The 17,708-nt window shown below is 39.3% G+C and carries 11 protein-coding genes and 2 pseudogenes; 2 read left to right on the top strand and 11 right to left on the bottom strand.

Annotated elements, in window-relative coordinates; translation table 11 throughout:
* Positions 1-78 precede the first annotated feature (78 nt).
* Positions 79-720 (top strand): annotated as a pseudogene (locus AAEZ22_RS16920) (Hsp70 family protein); the annotation flags it as partial.
* A gap of 11 nt (positions 721-731) precedes the next feature.
* On the opposite strand, the gene AAEZ22_RS16925 reads toward AAEZ22_RS16920, so the two are convergent.
* The 3 genes from AAEZ22_RS16925 to AAEZ22_RS16935 are packed head-to-tail and all read right to left on the bottom strand — an operon-like array spanning position 732 to position 3,043.
* Positions 732-1,196 (bottom strand): methylglyoxal synthase, encoded by a 465-nt coding sequence (locus AAEZ22_RS16925; protein WP_011328832.1) that lies wholly within the window; start codon positions 1,194-1,196, stop codon positions 732-734.
* 18 nt (positions 1,197-1,214) lie between these two features.
* The gene (locus tag AAEZ22_RS16930; RefSeq protein WP_011328831.1) at positions 1,215-1,847 is read right to left on the bottom strand and encodes a LysE family translocator; all 633 of its coding nucleotides are present in this window, start codon (positions 1,845-1,847) and stop codon (positions 1,215-1,217) included.
* A gap of 2 nt (positions 1,848-1,849) precedes the next feature.
* The gene (locus tag AAEZ22_RS16935; RefSeq protein ID WP_011328830.1) at positions 1,850-3,043 is read right to left on the bottom strand and encodes a multidrug effflux MFS transporter; all 1,194 of its coding nucleotides are present in this window, start codon (positions 3,041-3,043) and stop codon (positions 1,850-1,852) included.
* A gap of 380 nt (positions 3,044-3,423) precedes the next feature.
* Between AAEZ22_RS16935 and AAEZ22_RS16940 the strand changes: the two genes are divergently transcribed.
* On the top strand, positions 3,424-3,897 hold the full coding sequence (locus AAEZ22_RS16940) for a hotdog fold domain-containing protein (protein ID WP_352298135.1): 474 nt from the start codon (positions 3,424-3,426) through the stop codon (positions 3,895-3,897).
* Here AAEZ22_RS16940 and AAEZ22_RS16945 read toward each other — a convergent pair whose 3' ends face one another.
* From AAEZ22_RS16945 to AAEZ22_RS16980, 8 genes and pseudogenes are all read right to left on the bottom strand, one after another.
* Positions 3,898-4,380 carry a bactofilin family protein gene (locus AAEZ22_RS16945; RefSeq protein ID WP_182678372.1) on the bottom strand — a complete coding sequence of 161 codons (483 nt, stop codon included), beginning with the start codon at positions 4,378-4,380 and terminating at the stop codon, positions 3,898-3,900.
* Positions 4,370-5,533, bottom strand: coding sequence for a M23 family metallopeptidase (locus AAEZ22_RS16950; protein ID WP_182678374.1), 1,164 nt, complete (start codon positions 5,531-5,533; stop codon positions 4,370-4,372). The genes AAEZ22_RS16945 and AAEZ22_RS16950 overlap by 11 nt, the downstream gene beginning before the upstream one ends.
* Before the next feature lie 143 nt (positions 5,534-5,676).
* Positions 5,677-6,990 (bottom strand): fumarylacetoacetase, encoded by a 1,314-nt coding sequence (fahA, locus tag AAEZ22_RS16955; RefSeq protein ID WP_352298138.1) that lies wholly within the window; start codon positions 6,988-6,990, stop codon positions 5,677-5,679.
* Positions 6,991-7,202: 212 nt separating this feature from the next.
* Positions 7,203-8,249, bottom strand: coding sequence for a 4-hydroxyphenylpyruvate dioxygenase (gene hppD, locus AAEZ22_RS16960; RefSeq protein WP_011328825.1), 1,047 nt, complete (start codon positions 8,247-8,249; stop codon positions 7,203-7,205).
* Between the two features lie 319 nt (positions 8,250-8,568).
* Positions 8,569-11,301, bottom strand: a complete 2,733-nt coding sequence (locus AAEZ22_RS16965) for a metallophosphoesterase (RefSeq protein WP_352298141.1) — start codon at positions 11,299-11,301, stop codon at positions 8,569-8,571.
* 175 nt (positions 11,302-11,476) lie between these two features.
* The gene (locus tag AAEZ22_RS16970; protein WP_011328823.1) at positions 11,477-12,967 is read right to left on the bottom strand and encodes a peptide MFS transporter; all 1,491 of its coding nucleotides are present in this window, start codon (positions 12,965-12,967) and stop codon (positions 11,477-11,479) included.
* Between the two features lie 256 nt (positions 12,968-13,223).
* Positions 13,224-17,042, bottom strand: coding sequence for a cellulose biosynthesis protein BcsC (locus tag AAEZ22_RS16975; protein WP_352298144.1), 3,819 nt, complete (start codon positions 17,040-17,042; stop codon positions 13,224-13,226).
* Positions 17,033-17,635 (bottom strand): annotated as a pseudogene (locus AAEZ22_RS16980) (glycosyl hydrolase family 8); the annotation flags it as partial. The pseudogene AAEZ22_RS16980 and the gene AAEZ22_RS16975, both read right to left, overlap by 10 nt.
* Positions 17,636-17,708: the final 73 nt, after the last annotated feature.

Raw genomic sequence — 17,708 nt, forward strand, 5'->3', positions numbered from 1 at the left:
AGCGAAACTAATTACGGATTATTCACGATCATTTAGATCGGTCAACCGATCAATTAACCTTAACTGATCGGCATTAACCGTGACGCTGACTTTTTAGCTCACAGCGGTAAGCGTATTGGTGGAAACGATTTAGACATAGCTTTAAGTTACTATGGCTTGATGCCGCTTTTAGGCTTAGGCAGTACGTTTAAATCAGGGCTACCTTTGCCTAATCAAGCTTTTTGGCAAGCCTGTAAAATTAACGATGTAAACTTACAAAGCCAATTTTATAGTGCTAACCATCATAGAGAACTTAGCGCACAATTGCGTGATGTAAGCGCGCCAGAGCTATTTAAACGATTAATACATTTGCAGCAAAATAGGCAAGGGCATCAATTAGTACAACAAGCTGAGGCTGCTAAAATAGCATTAACTTCAGCCACTAATTATAACTGCGATCTTAGCTTTTTAGATGCGTCATTAAGTAAAGATGTTTCAGTCAGTGATTTAGCATTAGCGGTAGATGATAGCATTAGCCAAATAGTCACTTTAGCGAAGCAAGCTATAAATGATGCAGATACTACGCCCGATGTTATTTATTTAACCGGTGGTAGTGCACAGTCGCCTCTTATTAAAGCGGCGCTTAGCCAACATTTAGGCGATATTAAAATGGTTAACGGCGATCACTTTGGTAGTGTAACCGCCGGCTTAACTAAATGGGCTAGCATGCTTTACAGCTAAGCCATTAAATATTAAATATCTATTTGTCGGGTTGCTAAATACTTTTCGTAATCTGGCAAGGTGCGCTCAAGCTCAACATTCATTAATGGCGAGCTTAGGAGCATGTCAGCACTTACTTCATTACAGGCTACTGGTATGTTCCACACTGCCGCTAAGCGTAGTAGTGCTTTTACATCTGGGTCGTGGGGTTGCGATGCCAGCGGGTCCCAAAAAAACACCAGCATATGTATTTCATGCTCAGCAATTTTAGCCCCTAATTGCTGATCGCCACCCATTGGGCCGCTAAGCAATTGAATTACATCTAGCCCTGTGGTTTTATTGATTAAATGCCCTGTGGTGCCTGTGGCATATAATGTATGCTCGCTCAGTGCGTTTAGGTGTTTTATACACCATAATTTTAAAGCCGCTTTTTTACCATCGTGCGCTACTAGTGCAATATTTTTTTTAGCCGGTAGCGATTGTATTTTTTGGTCCATAAAAAATTCTTTTTATTGTTAAAGTAATAAGTTAATAGCAAGGGCAATGAAAACAATGCCGGTGATCCTATCTATCCAAGTTTGGCTATTTGGGTTATCTCTAAAAAAGCGCGCAATTTTATCGCCAAAATAAATATAAGCGCAATCAATCGGAAAAGCAAAAAGCGGATACAGCAAACCAAAAAAGGCGAGCTGAAAAGTAGCCGAAGAAAGTGCTGGATCAACAAATTGTGGAATAAACGCGATAAAAAATAATGCCACTTTAGGGTTAAGTACTTCGGTCATCATAGCTTGAAACATTACATTTTTACTTTTCTTCGTAGTTATATGTGGTTTGTCTGATTGCTCAATAGGCTCTTTTATAAAAGTGCTTTTAAGCATCATTATCCCTAAGTAGCACAAATAAGCAGCGCCTGCATATTGCACTGCACTATAAGCTACCTCAGAGGCTTTAAGTATGGCGGTTAAGCCAACAACAGCAAAAAATGTATGTACTACTCCACCGAGAGCAAAACCAAACGCACTTTGCATTCCTGCCGTACGGCCATTAGCAAAGGTTTGTGCCATTAAAAAGGCATTAGAAGGCCCTGGGGCCACCGCAATTAAAAAGCTAGCCAGTAAAAAAGAAACTAAAAAATCAGGGTTTATCATGATCAGCCTTGAGTTGGGTGTAAAGCATGTCCTTTTTTACTTATTAAAATAAGCCAAAGAGGAAGTAACAATAGTAAATGAAAGGCTATTAGCCATGGTGTAGTTAACCCTAAAAACTGTGTTGCAAACACTAATATACTCGCACCACTCATTTGCATTGCGCCAAGTAGCGCTGAAGCGGTTCCGGCTTGTTTTGCAAAGCGAGAAAGTGCCATACCAGCTGCTGAGCCTAAACTTAAAGCAAAACCAAGTGCAGCAATAAGCATAGGTAACATAAGTGCCAGCGCGGTTTGTATGGTGCTAAGCGCAAGCATTAATAACCCCGAAAAAATCAATAAACCAACCCCAAGACGCAAAGCACGCTGGCTATTATTTTTAATATACATAGGCGCTATAAAACTCGCCACAATGCTACATACCGCATTGAGTGTAAACCAAAAAGTAAAGTCAGCAACTGTACCGCCTAAGTGAGTAATTAACCAACCCGGCGCAAGTGTTACGTACACCAGTATTGCCGACATTGCGACCATACAAAGTAAGCTATTAAATAAAAATATAGGAGTGCTAATAATGGGCATAAAACGGCGTAAATCTAAAATATGGCCTTGATAGTAGCTGTCTGCTGGGCGTGTTTCTTTAAAAAATAATAAGGTTATAACTAAGCCAAAAATGGCAAAAAAAGTTAAAAATAAAAAATTCATCCGCCAGCCAAACTGCACGGTTAACCATGCCCCTAAAATGGGCGCTAATGCTGGAATAAAACAAATAATACCATTTAAATAAGTGATCATTTGCCCACTTCGCTGTGCACCGTATTTATCACGTACTATGGCAAAAGCAACCACAAAAGTGGCACATGCTCCTAATCCTTGTAAAGCACGCGCGAGCAGCAATATATTAAATGAAGGAGCGTAATAGGCTAACAAGGCAGAGCCCGCATACAGGCTAATACCAATGACAGCGACCGGTTTACGACCAAACTTATCGGCAAGGGGGCCTGCAATTAATTGCCCTAAGCCTACAGTGAGCATAAAAATAGCAACACTTTGTTGTACTTGCTGCTCTGAAACAGCAAATTGCTCAGCAATAGTTGGAAATGCAGGTAGGTAAATATCAATAGCCATAGGGCAAAAAATAACGAGTAACGCTAATATAAGTAATAAAGTTAAGTTTGGTTTAGCGGGCTGTGTTTGCATTAGTTCTCCTTTTGTCGCGTATTTTAGGGGGGGACTAATAAAAAAGAAAGGGCTTATGACCCTTAGTATCGTCGACATTGATATTTTTTAATTTAAATAACATGAACTCTGGGTAATAAATCTATCTCAAGCAGATATTTTCAGCGCTAACTGCGCTGAATTTACTTGCAATAGATCAGCAGTTGACGCGTAAATTCGCCTTATTGTCACTGAAAATCACTGGTTAGAAAAAATAAATTTAAATATAACTATGATTCAATACGTTAGTAAATCTCTTCACCAAAGTTAAGGTTAAATAGCTAAAAGGGACTTTTAAAGACACTACCTCAAACTGGTCTGATGTGTTACTTTTGCAAAAGAATAAACGATGGAAAATAATAATGAGCAATAAATCTTCAGTTTTAACAGCATGGCGCATTGTTAAAAAGCTACCCTTTGGGCACTGGCTATTTACTAAAATAGTCTGTTTTAAAGCGCCATACTTTGGCTCGATGAAGCCTTACATACTTAATTTAAAAGCAGGGTATTGTAGTGCGCGGGTTAAAAACCGGCGTAGGGTTCATAATCACATAGGTACAATTCATGCAATAGCGCAGTGTAATTTGGCCGAGTTATGTGCTGGAGTGATGGTGGATGCCACGGTACCGGTTAAAACTCACCGTTGGATCCCAAAAGGTATGACGGTACAGTATTTAGCTAAAGTAGATACCGATGTAACCGCTATTGCAGAGATTGATTTACCGCACCAGTGGCTAGATAAAGAAGACTTAGTGGTGCCAGTAAAATTATATAATACCCGCAATGAACTAGTATTCACTGCAGATATTACTATGTACATTACAGCTAAAAAGTAACTAGCTTTTATTAGGGGCTTGTTTATTTACGAATGACAAGCCGATATCGTCCTCGTTAATTAATGGTTTTACATCGCTCACCGGCTTTGACTCATCATTAATGAGTGTTAAGTTTTCTTTTTCAAAGCGCTGTTTTAAATTACCTTCAATAATTGCACCAGCTTCTATACTAAGCGTATCGTGAAAAATATCACCATGCACATGAGCGTTATTTTTAATGTTAACTTCACTGGCATTTAATGAACCAATTATTTTGCCCTTAACAATCACGCTTGTCGCTTCAACAATACCCTCAACTACGCCTGTAGTGCCAATTACTAAATGAGTAGCTTTAATGTCGCCATCAATGCGGCCATCAAGTTGCACTTCACCTTGGCTTATTATTGACCCGGTAAGGCGCATATCTTCTGAAATAATAGAAGGAGCGTGATTAACGCGTTTTAATGAAGCGTTATTTGTTACTTGCTTTTTTTTACCAAACACGAGAGAGCGCCTTTGTTATTTTAAGAGGATTGACATGCTTGCCATCAATAAGCACTTCATAATGTAAGTGAGTGCTGGTACTTCTGCCGGTGCTGCCCATTAAGCCTATTACATCGTGCTTAGTGACTGCTTGGCCTTTTTTTACTTTAACTTTATTTAAATGACCAAAGCGAGTGACTAAGCCATTTTTATGTTCAAGTTCTATAAAGTTACCATAACCGCCATTGCGCCCAGCGCGCAGTACAGTACCGTCGGCAGGAGCAAATATTTCAGTTTTATGCCAGCCGGCTAAATCAACGCCCTTATGAAAGGCGCGGCGACTGTTCATTGGATCTTTTCGCAATCCAAAGTTGCTAGAAATATAATACTTTGCAGCTGGCAGCGGTAAGGTATTAGGCAGTTCATTTAAAAAGTTTTCTAAATTATTTAGTAGTAATAATTTATCGGCAATAGCTAAAAATGTGCCAGGAATTTTTGCTTCATCGAATACATCTAACGGACCACCTTGAGCGGTTGTTTGCTCGCTTAATGCTAAATGTTGCGCTAATGCAGACTCTAGCCCTGCACCTTTAAGCATGGCTAAAATGGCGTTATGACGTTGGGTAATTTGACTTTCAAGCGATAAAAAATTTTGCTCGTAGTATTGATTTAGCTGTGCATAGCGAGCAGCGAATGTACTAGGGAGCGTATTTTGCACCTGTTTACTTTGAGCGCTGTCATCGACTAAAGGTTCATGAAACTCGCTTTGCTCTTCTTCAATAGGAGATTCAAGTTCGTCACCCAGCTTTATAACATCTTTACTAAGAGAAGCAGGAAGAGATTCGATCATGCTTTGGAGTAAAGCTTGTTTTTGTTCAAGCTCAGCTAATTGTGCTATTTGTTCGTCATGGCGTGTTTTTTGCTCGCTGACTTGCTGTTGCCATTGTTTTTGCTCATCGAGTTGAGTTTGCTCAATATCTGATATTTTTGTAGTTTGTGAGTAAACCCGAAAGCTCGAAATACTTACCCAACTAAGAGTAACTAATACAAGTAATACGATAAAAACTTGCAGCCAAGGCGCCAAAACTACATGCTTAACTTCACCATTTTGGCGAATAAGTAGTTGACGAGAGGGAAAAAACTGTTCAAAAAAAGACTTTATAAATATAGGCATGACACATAAATACTGGCTATTAACCAAGCTAAGATAGCAATTTGAGTTTAAAAAGCTAGAAAAAAATTGTAACTATGACTGAATTAATAAAAAAGGACGGCAATAAATGCCATCCTTTTTAACAAAACAATTTATTCTTTAAATTATTTTGCAGCGAGTACAGTACTCTCCACACAGCCAAAACCAATGCGTGCGTAACCTTCTTTTTCACACCAGCCACGCATAATAACGTTATCGCCGTCTTCTAAAAAGCTACGTTGTTGGCCATTGCTCAGCGTGATTTTTTCTTTACCACCACGAGAAAGCTCAAGTAACGAACCCGCTTCTTCATGGGTTGGGCCAGATTGCGTACCCGAGCCCAGCATATCACCTGGCATAAAGTTACAACCATTCACAGTATGGTGCGTTACCATTTGCGCAACTGTCCAGTATGAGTGCTTAAAGCTTGAGGTTGATACACGCGTTGGTGTATGACCTTCATCACGCATTTGCTGAGTTTGAATTTTTACATCCATTTGAATATCAAACGCGCCTTGTTCACGGTTCGCTTTAGATTCTAAATAATCCAATGGTTGTGGATCGTTTTCATCTCGTGTCCAGCTTGTTCTAAATGGTGCTAGCGCTTCAGTTGTCACTATCCAAGGAGATACCGTTGATGCAAAGTTTTTAGCTAAAAACGGCCCTAACGGCTGATATTCCCACGCTTGTAAATCACGTGCTGACCAATCGTTAAATACACAAAAGCCAAATACATGGTTTTCAGCATTTTCAATCGCTATAGCATCACCTAACGCGTTACCTTTACCTAAGTAAATACCTACTTCTAGTTCATAATCAAGGCGTTTACACGGGCCAAACGATGGTACTTCAGCATCTGGCGCTTTGGTTTGGCCATTAGGGCGATGAAATTGTTGGCCCGATACACCAATAGATGATGAGCGACCATGATAACCAATAGGTACCCATTTATAGTTAGGTAGTAGTGGGTTGTCTGGGCGAAACAAGCTACCCACAGCAGTTGCATGGTAAATAGAGGTGTAAAAGTCGGTGTAATCACCAATGCGACACGGCAATGCAAACTCAATATCAGCCTGTGCAATAAGCGCTTCGCTTAATTTAGCCTGATGCTCAGAGCCTTCACGCAGCGCTTTAGATAATGCTAAACGCAGTGCTGACCAATATTGCTGCCCAAGGCTCATAAATTCATTTAATGTTGTGTTACTTGCAGCAGCAATGGCTGTTTGCGCATCACCACTAAAAATAGCGAGTTCATTTAGTTTTGCTAAATCGATAACCTGATCGCCAATAGCGACAGCGCCACGAAAAGCTTCGTTGCTATTTTTACGACGAACTTCAGCAAAAGGTAGATTTTGAATAGGGAAGTCGCAATCTGCAACGTTTGCAGAGGCTACCCAGCTTGTTAAATTTATATCATGGGTTTCGTTAATTAAACTCATTACATTTCCTTTGGTTTAGTTGGTCGTGCTAATCAGTATAAATATCAATTTATTAAATAAGCATATAAAGATTAAAAACATCTATTATTAACAGCTTATATGGTGATGAATAGCACGATTTAAACAGACAGAGTAGAATTGTTACTCAATATCAGCGTAAAACGACAAAAAGCAGCGAGTTACGCTGCTTTTAAAATATAAATGCTAACTACTTATAAAACGCCACGGCGCTCTTGGTCGCGTTCAATTGATTCAAATAGTGCTTGGAAGTTACCTTCACCAAAGCCACCATCGTCAACTCGCTGAATCATTTCAATAAAAATAGGACCAAATAGGTTTTTAGAGAAAATTTGTAGTAAGTAACAGTTTTCACTTTGGCTATCTACTAGAATTTGATGCTCACGAATTTTTTCTTTGTCTTCAGCAACCCAAGGTACACGGTCAAAAATAGTATCGTAGTACTCAGGAATAATATCTAAAGTTGCAATAGTCGATTTATCAAGCTTATCAAGTGAGCTTACTAAGTCGTCAGTTAAAAATGCTAAATGCTGTACGCCAGGGCCATTGTATTCACCAAGGTATTCATCGATTTGGTTATTATCGTTGCCTTTACCTTCGTTAATAGGAATAGAGAAAGTGCCACAAGGCGATTTAAGCGCATACGAAATTAACGCTGTTTTTTGGCCTTTAATGTCGAAGTAGCGAACTTCTGTAAAACCAAATACATCTTTATAAAAGTTAGCCCATTTTTCCATGGTGCCTTTATAAACATTATTAGTTAAATGGTCGATGCGAATAAAGCCTTTATCGTCAACCACGTTTTGCTCGGCTAGATCTTCAAAGTCTTGTGCGTAAATAGAGCCTTTTTCGCCAAATTGCTCAATAAAGTAAATTAAGCTGTCGCCAATGCCATAAATTGCAGGGTAAGGTAAATCTTTATTTGCCGAGTCGGTTGCTGGTTTTGCACCGCGCTCTACCGCTGCTTCAAATGCTTTTTGTGCATTCTCTACTCGCCAACCCATAGAGCAAATAGCCGGGCCATGATCTTTAGCAAACTGTGCCGAAAAGCCATCACGCTCGTTATTTAATAAAAAATGAATATCGTTTTGATTGTAATAAACAATGTCTTTACCTTTGAATTTTTTTAGCTTTGAAAAGCCAAAGTCGGTAAATACTTTATCCATGTAATCTGCATCAGGTGTCGCATACTCGGTAAATTCGATACCAACTAAACCTAAAGGGTTATTTACTTCACTCATTATCATTACTCCCGCAATTAAGCACTGCGATTATTTGTTGTCGTATTGCTGTAGATGATTAACTAAATTTGTACTTTGGGGAAGAGGGCGTTGTTATTTAGTAAACAGCGCGTGTGTAAATTTTATAGGACGGTTAGCAGTAAGTTACATTTTTGCTGAGTGCTTTAAATACGCGTATGTATGAAAACGTTTGAATAAGTGCGGTATTTTAAGTTTTAGCTATTGATTTTGTTGTGGTTTATTTTTTATAAAGAGATTTAAGCTAACTTAAATCTCTTTTTTTACTCTAGTAAAAACAAGGTTTTTTGTATTTAATTGTTTACGGTTTGCTATTGTTAAAGAACTTGCTACGTTGCTCTAACCATAAATTAGGTTTTATTGCGGGTGCAAGTTGGTAATGGCGTTCAACACTTTGATTGAGCTCTCGGGTTGTTTGCTTAAAAGTCAGCTTTTGTTGCGCGTTACCCATACTTTTTATTTCACTGCGAGTCATTGCGCGACCAGCATAAAGCAGTGCGTTTAAATAACCCGGTTCGGTTTCGTAGTTATTATCAGTTAATAATAATACGGCTTGATCGAGTGCCCAGCGTTTATCTATTTCACCGTCTCTTTTAACACCCGCAAATTCACCATCAATATACACTTCAAATACGCCATTGCTTGGTGCGGTATAAAATACAAAAGCTATACGGTGCCAGGTATCAGGCTCAGATGTGCCAAAATAACCACTGTCGCTGGTTGATGCACCTAACCCACCAATAGGATTAATAAATATGTCGGCGTCGTTATTCAAATCATTTGTTGCATCGGTTTGAACTAGTGCTCTGTATATTTCTTTTGCTGCAAAAGGCCAATAAATGTCCATCACTAAAGTGTAGTCAGACACCATTCCTTGGTTTGCAAAATCCCCATTTGGCGCGGTATTTAACTCAATCTTTAGCCCTTCGTTAGGAGAGTGATCGGTAAATGCCATTACAGTTGATGCGCCATCAGCTAAATCACTAATATTAAATGCGCTAGTACTAGCAAAGGTGGTCTTTTTAGGACCCCAGCCTTTATTGTCAGGATCGAAGTAACTAAGAATTGATGGGCCTAAGTCGGCTTTAAGCGGATCGCTAACATCATCAAAGTTCCAAATAGTGATATTAGCAATGTCTTGGCAGGCATTGAGTGGCGTATTTGTATCAATATGCAAGCATTGAGTGGTTCTATGACGTGCGTATTGATCCAGAAGCCACCAAGCTTCGGCTATCGGTGCTACATCATTAAAAGTAACCCCATTAAAAAATAAATCAGGATTAAGAGCTGCCCCTTTAAAAAGTGCGACACTGTAGTTATTTGATGCTTGAATATTTTCAGGCGCTAATAAAAACCAATCAGGTTGATTGGCTAACATAGCATTTAAATCATTGCCGCTAACCGTGACTTTATATAAAGAGTTAAAGCCTGGGGTGTTAGATGGCTGCCTTTCTACGTAGTAAGCTTTATGAAAGTCCTCTTGTGTTAGGGCGCCAGGGGTCCAACGTTTTTGCACTAACTCAGGGTTGAGTAAAGCTGCTGAAATAGTGCTGCTTGAATGCTGAGCGGCTGCAGCGGTGACTGCTGCTAATTGCATTGCATTTAAGTAGTTTTCTGATATTGCAATTTCAGTTTGTGCATCGGGAGCATAACGGCCCATAATTGTGTCGATGGCTTGTTGTGTGGTTGTGTCTCGCTCAGTAATGGTGTCGGTTTTTACTGTTTTGTAGTCAACATTTTTGAGCGTTTTATTACTAGTGTCGAACGTTAAGTTTAAGTCGGTTATGCCCTTAGCGTAAAAGTTAGGCTGAATAACAATAGCGCCATTATCAAGGGTATTAAAGCTCTCACCGCCATGGGTATGACCGCCTAAAACCAAATCAATACCACTCACACTTTGTGCGATTTTAGTATCAAGGCCTTCACCTAAATGACTTAACATCAGCATATAATCTACTTCATCACTGTACTGACTAACAATATTTTGTGCTATTTGTTGCCATTGCCAGCTCATTTTAAATTGTTTGATAAAATCAGGAATAGGGTCATCTTGTAGTGGTCTATCTAGCTCGTTCCACGGGACCGATGTCATACCAAATACGCCGAGTGTAATGCAGCCTACTTGTACTTTAGCAAAACCTACTGCTGCAAAATCTTGTGTTTGTTCGCCTTCGTAGCGTGTATTACTGGCAAGTACAATGGCATTATCATCCTTTGAGAAGCCTAATAATTTTTCAGGCCCCCAAGCATAGTCATGGTTACCTATTACACGAAGATCGAACTTCATTGCTTTTACGGCTTCATCGGTCGCTAAACCTTGTGATATTTGCTCAGCTACAGTGCCTTTTTCGTAATCATCTCCACCATCGGTAAATAAAGTATGAGGTGATTCGCTCAAAGCCTTTTTATGATATGCCTTAATTCGGCTAAAAAATTGCTCTTGATAACCAAATCGAGCATGTAAGTCGGCAATATGTACAAAGCGAATAGATTGCTCAGTGCTGTTTTCATCACAGGTAGGGCCTATACTGGCAGTGCGTTCTTTACGCTGCATTTTTATGGCATATGTGCCTAACTGATTAATTTGAGCTGTAACAAAACCATTTAAAACACGAGAGTTCTCTATAGTCTCCCAAGTTGTAGCGTTTAAACGGGCAATATAAAGTTGGCCGCCTAATGCGTAATCGTCAGGGATTTTTAAGGAAATTGTAAAAGGATTACTTAGTGAAAGCCCTGCGGGAGTTAAGCTATGTAGATTAGAAATAATATTTTGATTCTGCGACGTTTCGTCTTGCTCAATACTAATATAAGTAAGCTCTGTATCAGAGTTAACACTATTGGCAGGAATTTCAATTTTAAAGTTATCGTTAATAGTGGCAGATAAACCTGCACCAGTAATAAGTAATACGTTAGCTTGGGGAGTGGAAGGGTTATTAGGATTAGGAGTGACTTGATCGCCAGCACCACCACAAGCAGATAAAAAACTAATGAAAAAAACAACTAAAATTACTTTATATAAAGTGAACAATTGCATCTACCCGCTATCCCTAAAAATCTAATCAGTAATCAATTGGCTATATAATACCAGTTAACAACTAAGCAATAAAAGATTATCAAGAGGAAACTTCCCCATACTGCTATGGGGAAGTAATTAAAAGTTGGGTAATAGGTATTTAATTAACAAATATTTTAATTAAATACTTTAACTATTAGGCTTCCTCGCTTAGTCCCTGTCTTTCCCACACTTTAGATTTAAAGGTCATTAGTACTAAAATAACACCAACACCAATACTAAATAATGCTATTTGTAGGTATAAGTTAGGTATTTCATCAACATTATTTGGATCGAAGTTACCAGCAAGTAATCCTGCAATGATATTACCGATAGAATAAGTTAATACAAATACGCCCATCATTTGGCCTGTGTAGCGACGAGGCGATAACTTACTTACAGCACTTAATGCCACAGGGCTCAAACAAAGCTCACCCACAGTGTGTAAAAAGTAGGTAGTAACAAGCCAGTAAGGTGCTACTTTTAGGCCTTCAGCCGCATAATGCGCTGCCATAAACATTACTAAGAAACCTGTTGCCATTATAATTAAACCAACAGCACATTTTGCACTATAAGATGGTGAAACAAGGCGCTTTGACATATTAATCCAAAGCGCTGCAAAAAATGGTGATAGCGCAATAATAAACAGCGAGTTTAATGACTGAAACCAAGTTGTAGGGATTTCAAAAGTCCCAATAAGACGGTCAGTATAATCACGTGCAAATAAGTTTAATGATGAACCTGCTTGCTCAAAGCCAGACCAAAAACAGGCAGAAGCTATACATACTAAAAACAGTGCCCACATTCTTTGTTTCTCAGCATCGGTTAACTTACCTTTAAAGTAGATAAGACCAAAATAAACAAAGAAAATAATAGTGAATGCAATCGCAGTATAACCTGCAACTACCGTTGGATTAATAATTATAGCGCCAGTCATAGCGGCGGTAGTGATAGCAGCCGCTATAATGATAAATATAGCAATACTGCCCCATGCGCGAGCAGTACCTTTAGGACCTAAAGGATTAGCTGGTAGAGCACTATGCTCAGGTAAGTTTTTAAGTGAGCGCTTGTATTGCACTAAGCCAATAGCCATACCAACAGCTGCAGCACCAAACGCCCAGTGCCAACCTAGATTTTCCATAAAGTAACCACAAACGTAATAACCAATTAATGAACCTAAGTTAATACCCATGTAGTAAATAGCATACCCGCCATCACGACGTTCATCAGCATCACTGTATAGTTGTCCAACCATAGCGCTGATATTTGGTTTTAGTAAGCCGGTACCCGTTGCTACAAAAATTAAACCAATAAAAAATGAGTAATCATGTGGAATAGCCAAAATAATGTGGCCACACATAATAATAATACCGCCATACCAAACAGCTTTTTGACCGCCGAATAATCTATCAGCTAGCCAACCACCAGGTAAGCCTAAAAAGTATACTGCGCCTGTGTACAAACCGTAAATAGCAGCAGCTGAAGCAACGGTGAAGGCTAAGCCTTCTTGTTGTAAGCTTGCTGTCATGAATAATACGAGCATAGCTCGCATACCGTAATAACTCATTCGTTCCCACATTTCGGTGAAAAACAAGGTTGAAAGTCCTTTAGGGTGGCCAAACCAACCACTATCTGGAGCTGAACTCATATTTACTTCCTAACTTTAAGTATTGTTGTAATGGCCTTATATATTTTTGCTTTAGCTATTTAGCGCCATGTATTACACGCTAAATGCTCGACCATCAGTATTGTTTAATGCAGCTAAGGTAATGGTTTGCCGTTAAGGTAGTAAAGCTGTAGGTAAGAGTCACACCCTTATCCTAGCTACAATTGCGCATTAGTATACATAGACCTTAGTGCGAGGGGAAGTGTTAAGCTTTATGGTTTAAACACAATAAACCTTGTTAAAAGTCAGCATAAGGTATTATAGGTTTACCTGGGAATGCTAATGTGCCGTAAACAGGATTGAAATAGTAACGTACATAAAGTTGTCCAAAGTTAGGCTCATAAAAGTCAGAGCGGTCAATTGCTAAGTAGCCTCCAAAAAACCAATGCGGGGTTACTCGGTACTCAAAACTGCCTTCTAAGTTATACGAAACACCGGCGCTAGTATCACCGTTAAAAGCAGGAACGACGCCTGTTTCAAGCTGGCTTACGAATGCTTGGGCTTGTAAGTCGGGATCGTTTGGAAAAAAGTCAATCGCGTTCGATTTAGTTTGTGAGTAAGAAATACCGGTTTTAATTCGATAAACAAAATCATCTCCCCAACGTGCGTCATAACTTAATGGTAATGAAATACCTATATAGTTTTGCGGGCTGTAATATCCGCCATGACCATAGGTTTCTTCGCTTAAATTAAACTTATAAGACCAATGCAATAAACTGACACCTGCGGTAAATTCACGCTCTTGGTTACTAATAACGCGATAGTAACTGCCACCCATTAGCCGATAGCGTTGATTGTCTTTTACGTTTTGACCTTTATATAATTGAAAGTCGGCACTTGACCAAAACCCCCAATTACCACCCAAGTCGTGCGATAAATTGGCGGTTAGGCCAGTTGAGCGCACGCCACCCCAAACTTTACCTGAGTTTATATCGGTTAAACCAGCATAGGAGAGTACCGAGCTGGTAACAGGACGTTTTTCAAGTTCTAGGCTGTATCCAAAGTCGCCAAAATCGTCTGCGTAGTTTATGCCCCACACAATGTCTTCAATTAAAAAACCAAGTGGGGTAGTGCCAATATCAACACGCCAGTTTTCATTTTGCCAACCTATACCAATATCAACGCCACTTTCCTCAGGGCTTACTTCATCTAATGAACAGGTAAAAATACACAATGCACCTTGTCCATAGCGGCTACCTGCAAATTGCTCATCAAATCGTGTTGTTTGTGCGCTTATAGTTGTGGGGTCGACTTTAATAAACCCTTGGCCTTGCCAAAGCGGAAAATAAGCTTCCATAGGCATTAAGCCAGCTCCCAGCGTTGCTTCACTTTGGGTGCTTGTTTGGCCACTAAAATTAACCCCAATGGCAATATAAGCTTGGTTTTTATTTTGTTGATTTATTAACTCACGTTTTGCGCCATTAATATACCAAGGGTCAGTGTCGTTAATGCGCGCTAGGCTGCTGTATAGCTGTTCATCATTGAGAGCTTGGTTAGGCGACAGTGTTTGCTGATACCAGGTATTTGCTTGCTCGACATTGTTAAACTTATCGGCAACTTGAGCTCCTAAGTACCGAAGTTCTTGATCGTTCGGCGATTTATCAACTAATTGCTTCGCAAGATACAGCGCATCACCCGCGTAGTTAAACTCATTAAGGGATGCCATTATTTGTCGTTGTAAGTACCCCTCTTGAGAGGTGCTTTGATTTATAGCCTGTTGCGTAACCTGCTTTGCCTGATAGTCATCACCAAGCTCTCTATAAGCGGTGGCAATAGCCATTAAAGCTTGGGGCTCAAGAGTTTGTTTATTTTGTATTTTTTGCTGATATAAAATAATTGCCGCTTCACGCTGCTCAAGTGCTAAGTTAGCATTTATAAGAGCGGTAGTTATCGCCGACGTGTTTTTATATTTTTGGTCAAGCTGGTTTAGCTTAGCGATTAAATCGCTACCGCTGTAATATTGATTTATATAATTATTATGTAATTGCACATATTGAGTGATTTCGTTTTTAGTTGCGCTCTCTGGCAATGTGTAACTTGTAAACCAGTTATGCGTTTTCTCTTCAATGCCTTGCTCTAAAAGCCATTCACCATAAAGCATATGCCAATATGGGGCGAGAGTTGGCGCGCTTGTTAAAGCTTTATTAAGTGAGTTAAGTGCGTATTGTTGCTCTGCAATTTTATACCAACTACTTGCTAGTTTTGCTTGCATTAAAGGTGTTAAATCTTGCGCTTCTAAACTACTTAAATGGTAAACCGCGACTGCTTTATTGTTAGTATTTAAGAGTTGCTCGCTTTGATTAAGCGACTCATTAATATGTAACTGTTGTTCGAGCACTAAAATATCGGCATCTCTATCTTTAACCGGAATATACTTTAACGTCGCTTGTGCACCTTTATAGTCATCTATAGAGCGCAGAAAAAGTGCATGGCTATAACGCAGTGAAGAGTTAAGTGGAAATTGCCATAACACATTGTTAAATAAAGATCGGGCTTGCTGAGTTAAACCTTGTTGCTGATAAATTAAAGCAAGATCATAGTATAACCAGGGTTGTTGAGGAGTTAACTCAATGGCATATTCTAAGGTTTTTCTAGCGGTGTTTAATTCGCCAGCATCATAAAATCGAGTCGCTTTTTCTCTTAGTTGCTTGCTAACAGCGGCCGCGTAAGCTGACTTTACTTGCTGTTTTTGCAAAGAACTAAGGTTATTATAAAAAGCATTTAACGCTTTTTCACTTTGCTCAAGTTCGGCTATTTTAAGTAAGCTTAATAATGCACTTGAGTTAAGCGGTTCATTTTTTAAAACACTTTGATAAAAAGTAGCAGCTTGAGAGTACTGCCCTTGAGCAAATAAAAGCTCGCCCTTATAAAATAAAATGGTGTTAGGGTTTTCTTGTAATGCAGCTGCTAAATTTAGTTTGAGTGCTGCCGTTCTGAACTCTGCGTTATTTATGGCTTCTTTAGTCTGGCGAATATACAGCCAAAAATTGGCAGTTTTGGCTAAGCCTTTGAGTATTTCACGCTCATTAAACTCTGAGGTGTATTTTAATGCGCGAGTAAAGTAGTTATCTGCTTTTTGATGCTCACCTGAGCGTAAGTAGAGCACACCTAAACTACGCATAACTTGAGAATCAGCTGGGCGGCCTTTTAACGCTCGTAATAAAAGAGGTTCAGCGGCATTTAACTTATTGTTTTCAAGTAGTTCATCACCTTTTTGCCAAAGTTGATAAGCAGGATCACCTAGCAAGGCTTGACGAGCGCTAAACTTCTTTTTGAAATCTTGATATTGTAATTCCCCTTTACTGCTAAAGGGATACACAAGAAAGTAACGCTGATACTGTTGCTCAGTACTACTCTCAATAGGCATAAATGCCAATGTTCTTAGCCAAGCATCCTCAATTTGGTTGCTAAAACGTCCAGTTACGCCATATTTACTAAAAACATCAGTCGCATGTTTATCGAGCGCAGAGCGTTTAAACAGGTGCGTCGCATAAGCTATTTCGATTAGGGCTACATCAGGGTATTGCTCTATTAAGCGCAAATAGCCTTTATTAACCTGCTGCCATTGGGCACTGTCTTGTGCATACCAGTTTAAATGTTCAAGCTCATAACTAAGCTCGGGGTAGGCTGTATCAAAAAGGGTGTTATAAATTTGCCGAGCTTGAACATATTGTCCAGCTCTTGCTAGTAATTTTGCTTGTTGTACTAATGGTTTGTCGGTTGTTTCAATACGGGCAATAACTCGAAGTTGCTCAATACATGGGTGTTGTTTTGCTGCGCCATTATCAAGCTGGTTTAGTAATAAGGTTGCTTCATTAGTTGCGCCGGTAGCAAAGTAATTACGTGCTAAAGCACATTGGGTTTCAATGCGCAGTGGGGCTATAGCAACGAGCTTACGTAAGCTATCTTCAACGAGCTTTTTATTTTCTTGCCCTTTGCCAATATTTATCTGCTTTAATAGCCATGCGACAGACTGAGTGTCTATATCGTCGACTGTTTTAGCACTTAACGTTGAGCACGCTACTAAGGCATAAACTAAGCTAAACCTTAACGACATTCATCGCTCCAGTTAGGTTGCAGCGTCCCGTCTGCTAAAATTGCAAAGCGTTTATCTAAGGTACTGCTACCAAATAAATTTAATACACTATCGTAATAACGCGATTTGCTAAATGATTTATCAACCATTAACTTTTGTTGAATCGACATTGTTACAGCGTCATTGTCATTATTTGCTGTTGCTAGTAAAGGCAGTAATGCGGCATTAAAGCCAACAGGTCCTCTTTTATCTGAGTTCCCCGTTTGTGCATAGGTATTTAAAGGCACATAACCACGCTTATTTATCGTTTTAATGAAAGGAGCAAACTGCGTAACTAATTGCTTTTTGTAAGGTGCATCCTCTGCCATCATACTTGCCCACAAATAGACTCTAATTGCATTATAGCTTCCCAAGTCGGTTACTTTTTTATCAAAGTAAAAGCCCTTGTTAGTATCAAACATAATCCAATCAGGGCTAACACCTTGCTTACTTGTTTCAAGAATTAGGTTGGCAGAACCGTCATGCAGCTCTTGCCATGGTGAATGAGGATAAAGTTTGCTAAATTGCTGATAAATAAACAGCGGCGAATAGCTTGGATTTAATTTATAGCGCTTATAGTTACTCCGTTCCATTAATTAATGTATTTACCTATCTCATTAATACATGGAATATGCTTCTGTTGATCAC

This window comes from Pseudoalteromonas sp. 20-MNA-CIBAN-0454 (genome assembly GCF_040308685.1).
Taxonomy (GTDB): domain Bacteria; phylum Pseudomonadota; class Gammaproteobacteria; order Enterobacterales; family Alteromonadaceae; genus Pseudoalteromonas; species Pseudoalteromonas nigrifaciens.

Coding starts and splice junctions, on each gene's coding strand:
- AAEZ22_RS16925 (WP_011328832.1), bottom strand. CDS start 1,196: ATGGACCAAAAAATACAATCGCTACCGGCTAAAAAAAATATTGCACTA.
- AAEZ22_RS16930 (WP_011328831.1), bottom strand. CDS start 1,847: ATGATAAACCCTGATTTTTTAGTTTCTTTTTTACTGGCTAGCTTTTTA.
- AAEZ22_RS16935 (WP_011328830.1), bottom strand. CDS start 3,043: ATGCAAACACAGCCCGCTAAACCAAACTTAACTTTATTACTTATATTA.
- AAEZ22_RS16940 (WP_352298135.1), top strand. CDS start 3,424: ATGAGCAATAAATCTTCAGTTTTAACAGCATGGCGCATTGTTAAAAAG.
- AAEZ22_RS16950 (WP_182678374.1), bottom strand. CDS start 5,533: ATGCCTATATTTATAAAGTCTTTTTTTGAACAGTTTTTTCCCTCTCGT.
- fahA (WP_352298138.1), bottom strand. CDS start 6,990: ATGAGTTTAATTAACGAAACCCATGATATAAATTTAACAAGCTGGGTA.
- hppD (WP_011328825.1), bottom strand. CDS start 8,249: ATGAGTGAAGTAAATAACCCTTTAGGTTTAGTTGGTATCGAATTTACC.
- AAEZ22_RS16965 (WP_352298141.1), bottom strand. CDS start 11,301: ATGCAATTGTTCACTTTATATAAAGTAATTTTAGTTGTTTTTTTCATT.
- AAEZ22_RS16970 (WP_011328823.1), bottom strand. CDS start 12,967: ATGAGTTCAGCTCCAGATAGTGGTTGGTTTGGCCACCCTAAAGGACTT.
- AAEZ22_RS16975 (WP_352298144.1), bottom strand. CDS start 17,042: ATGTCGTTAAGGTTTAGCTTAGTTTATGCCTTAGTAGCGTGCTCAACG.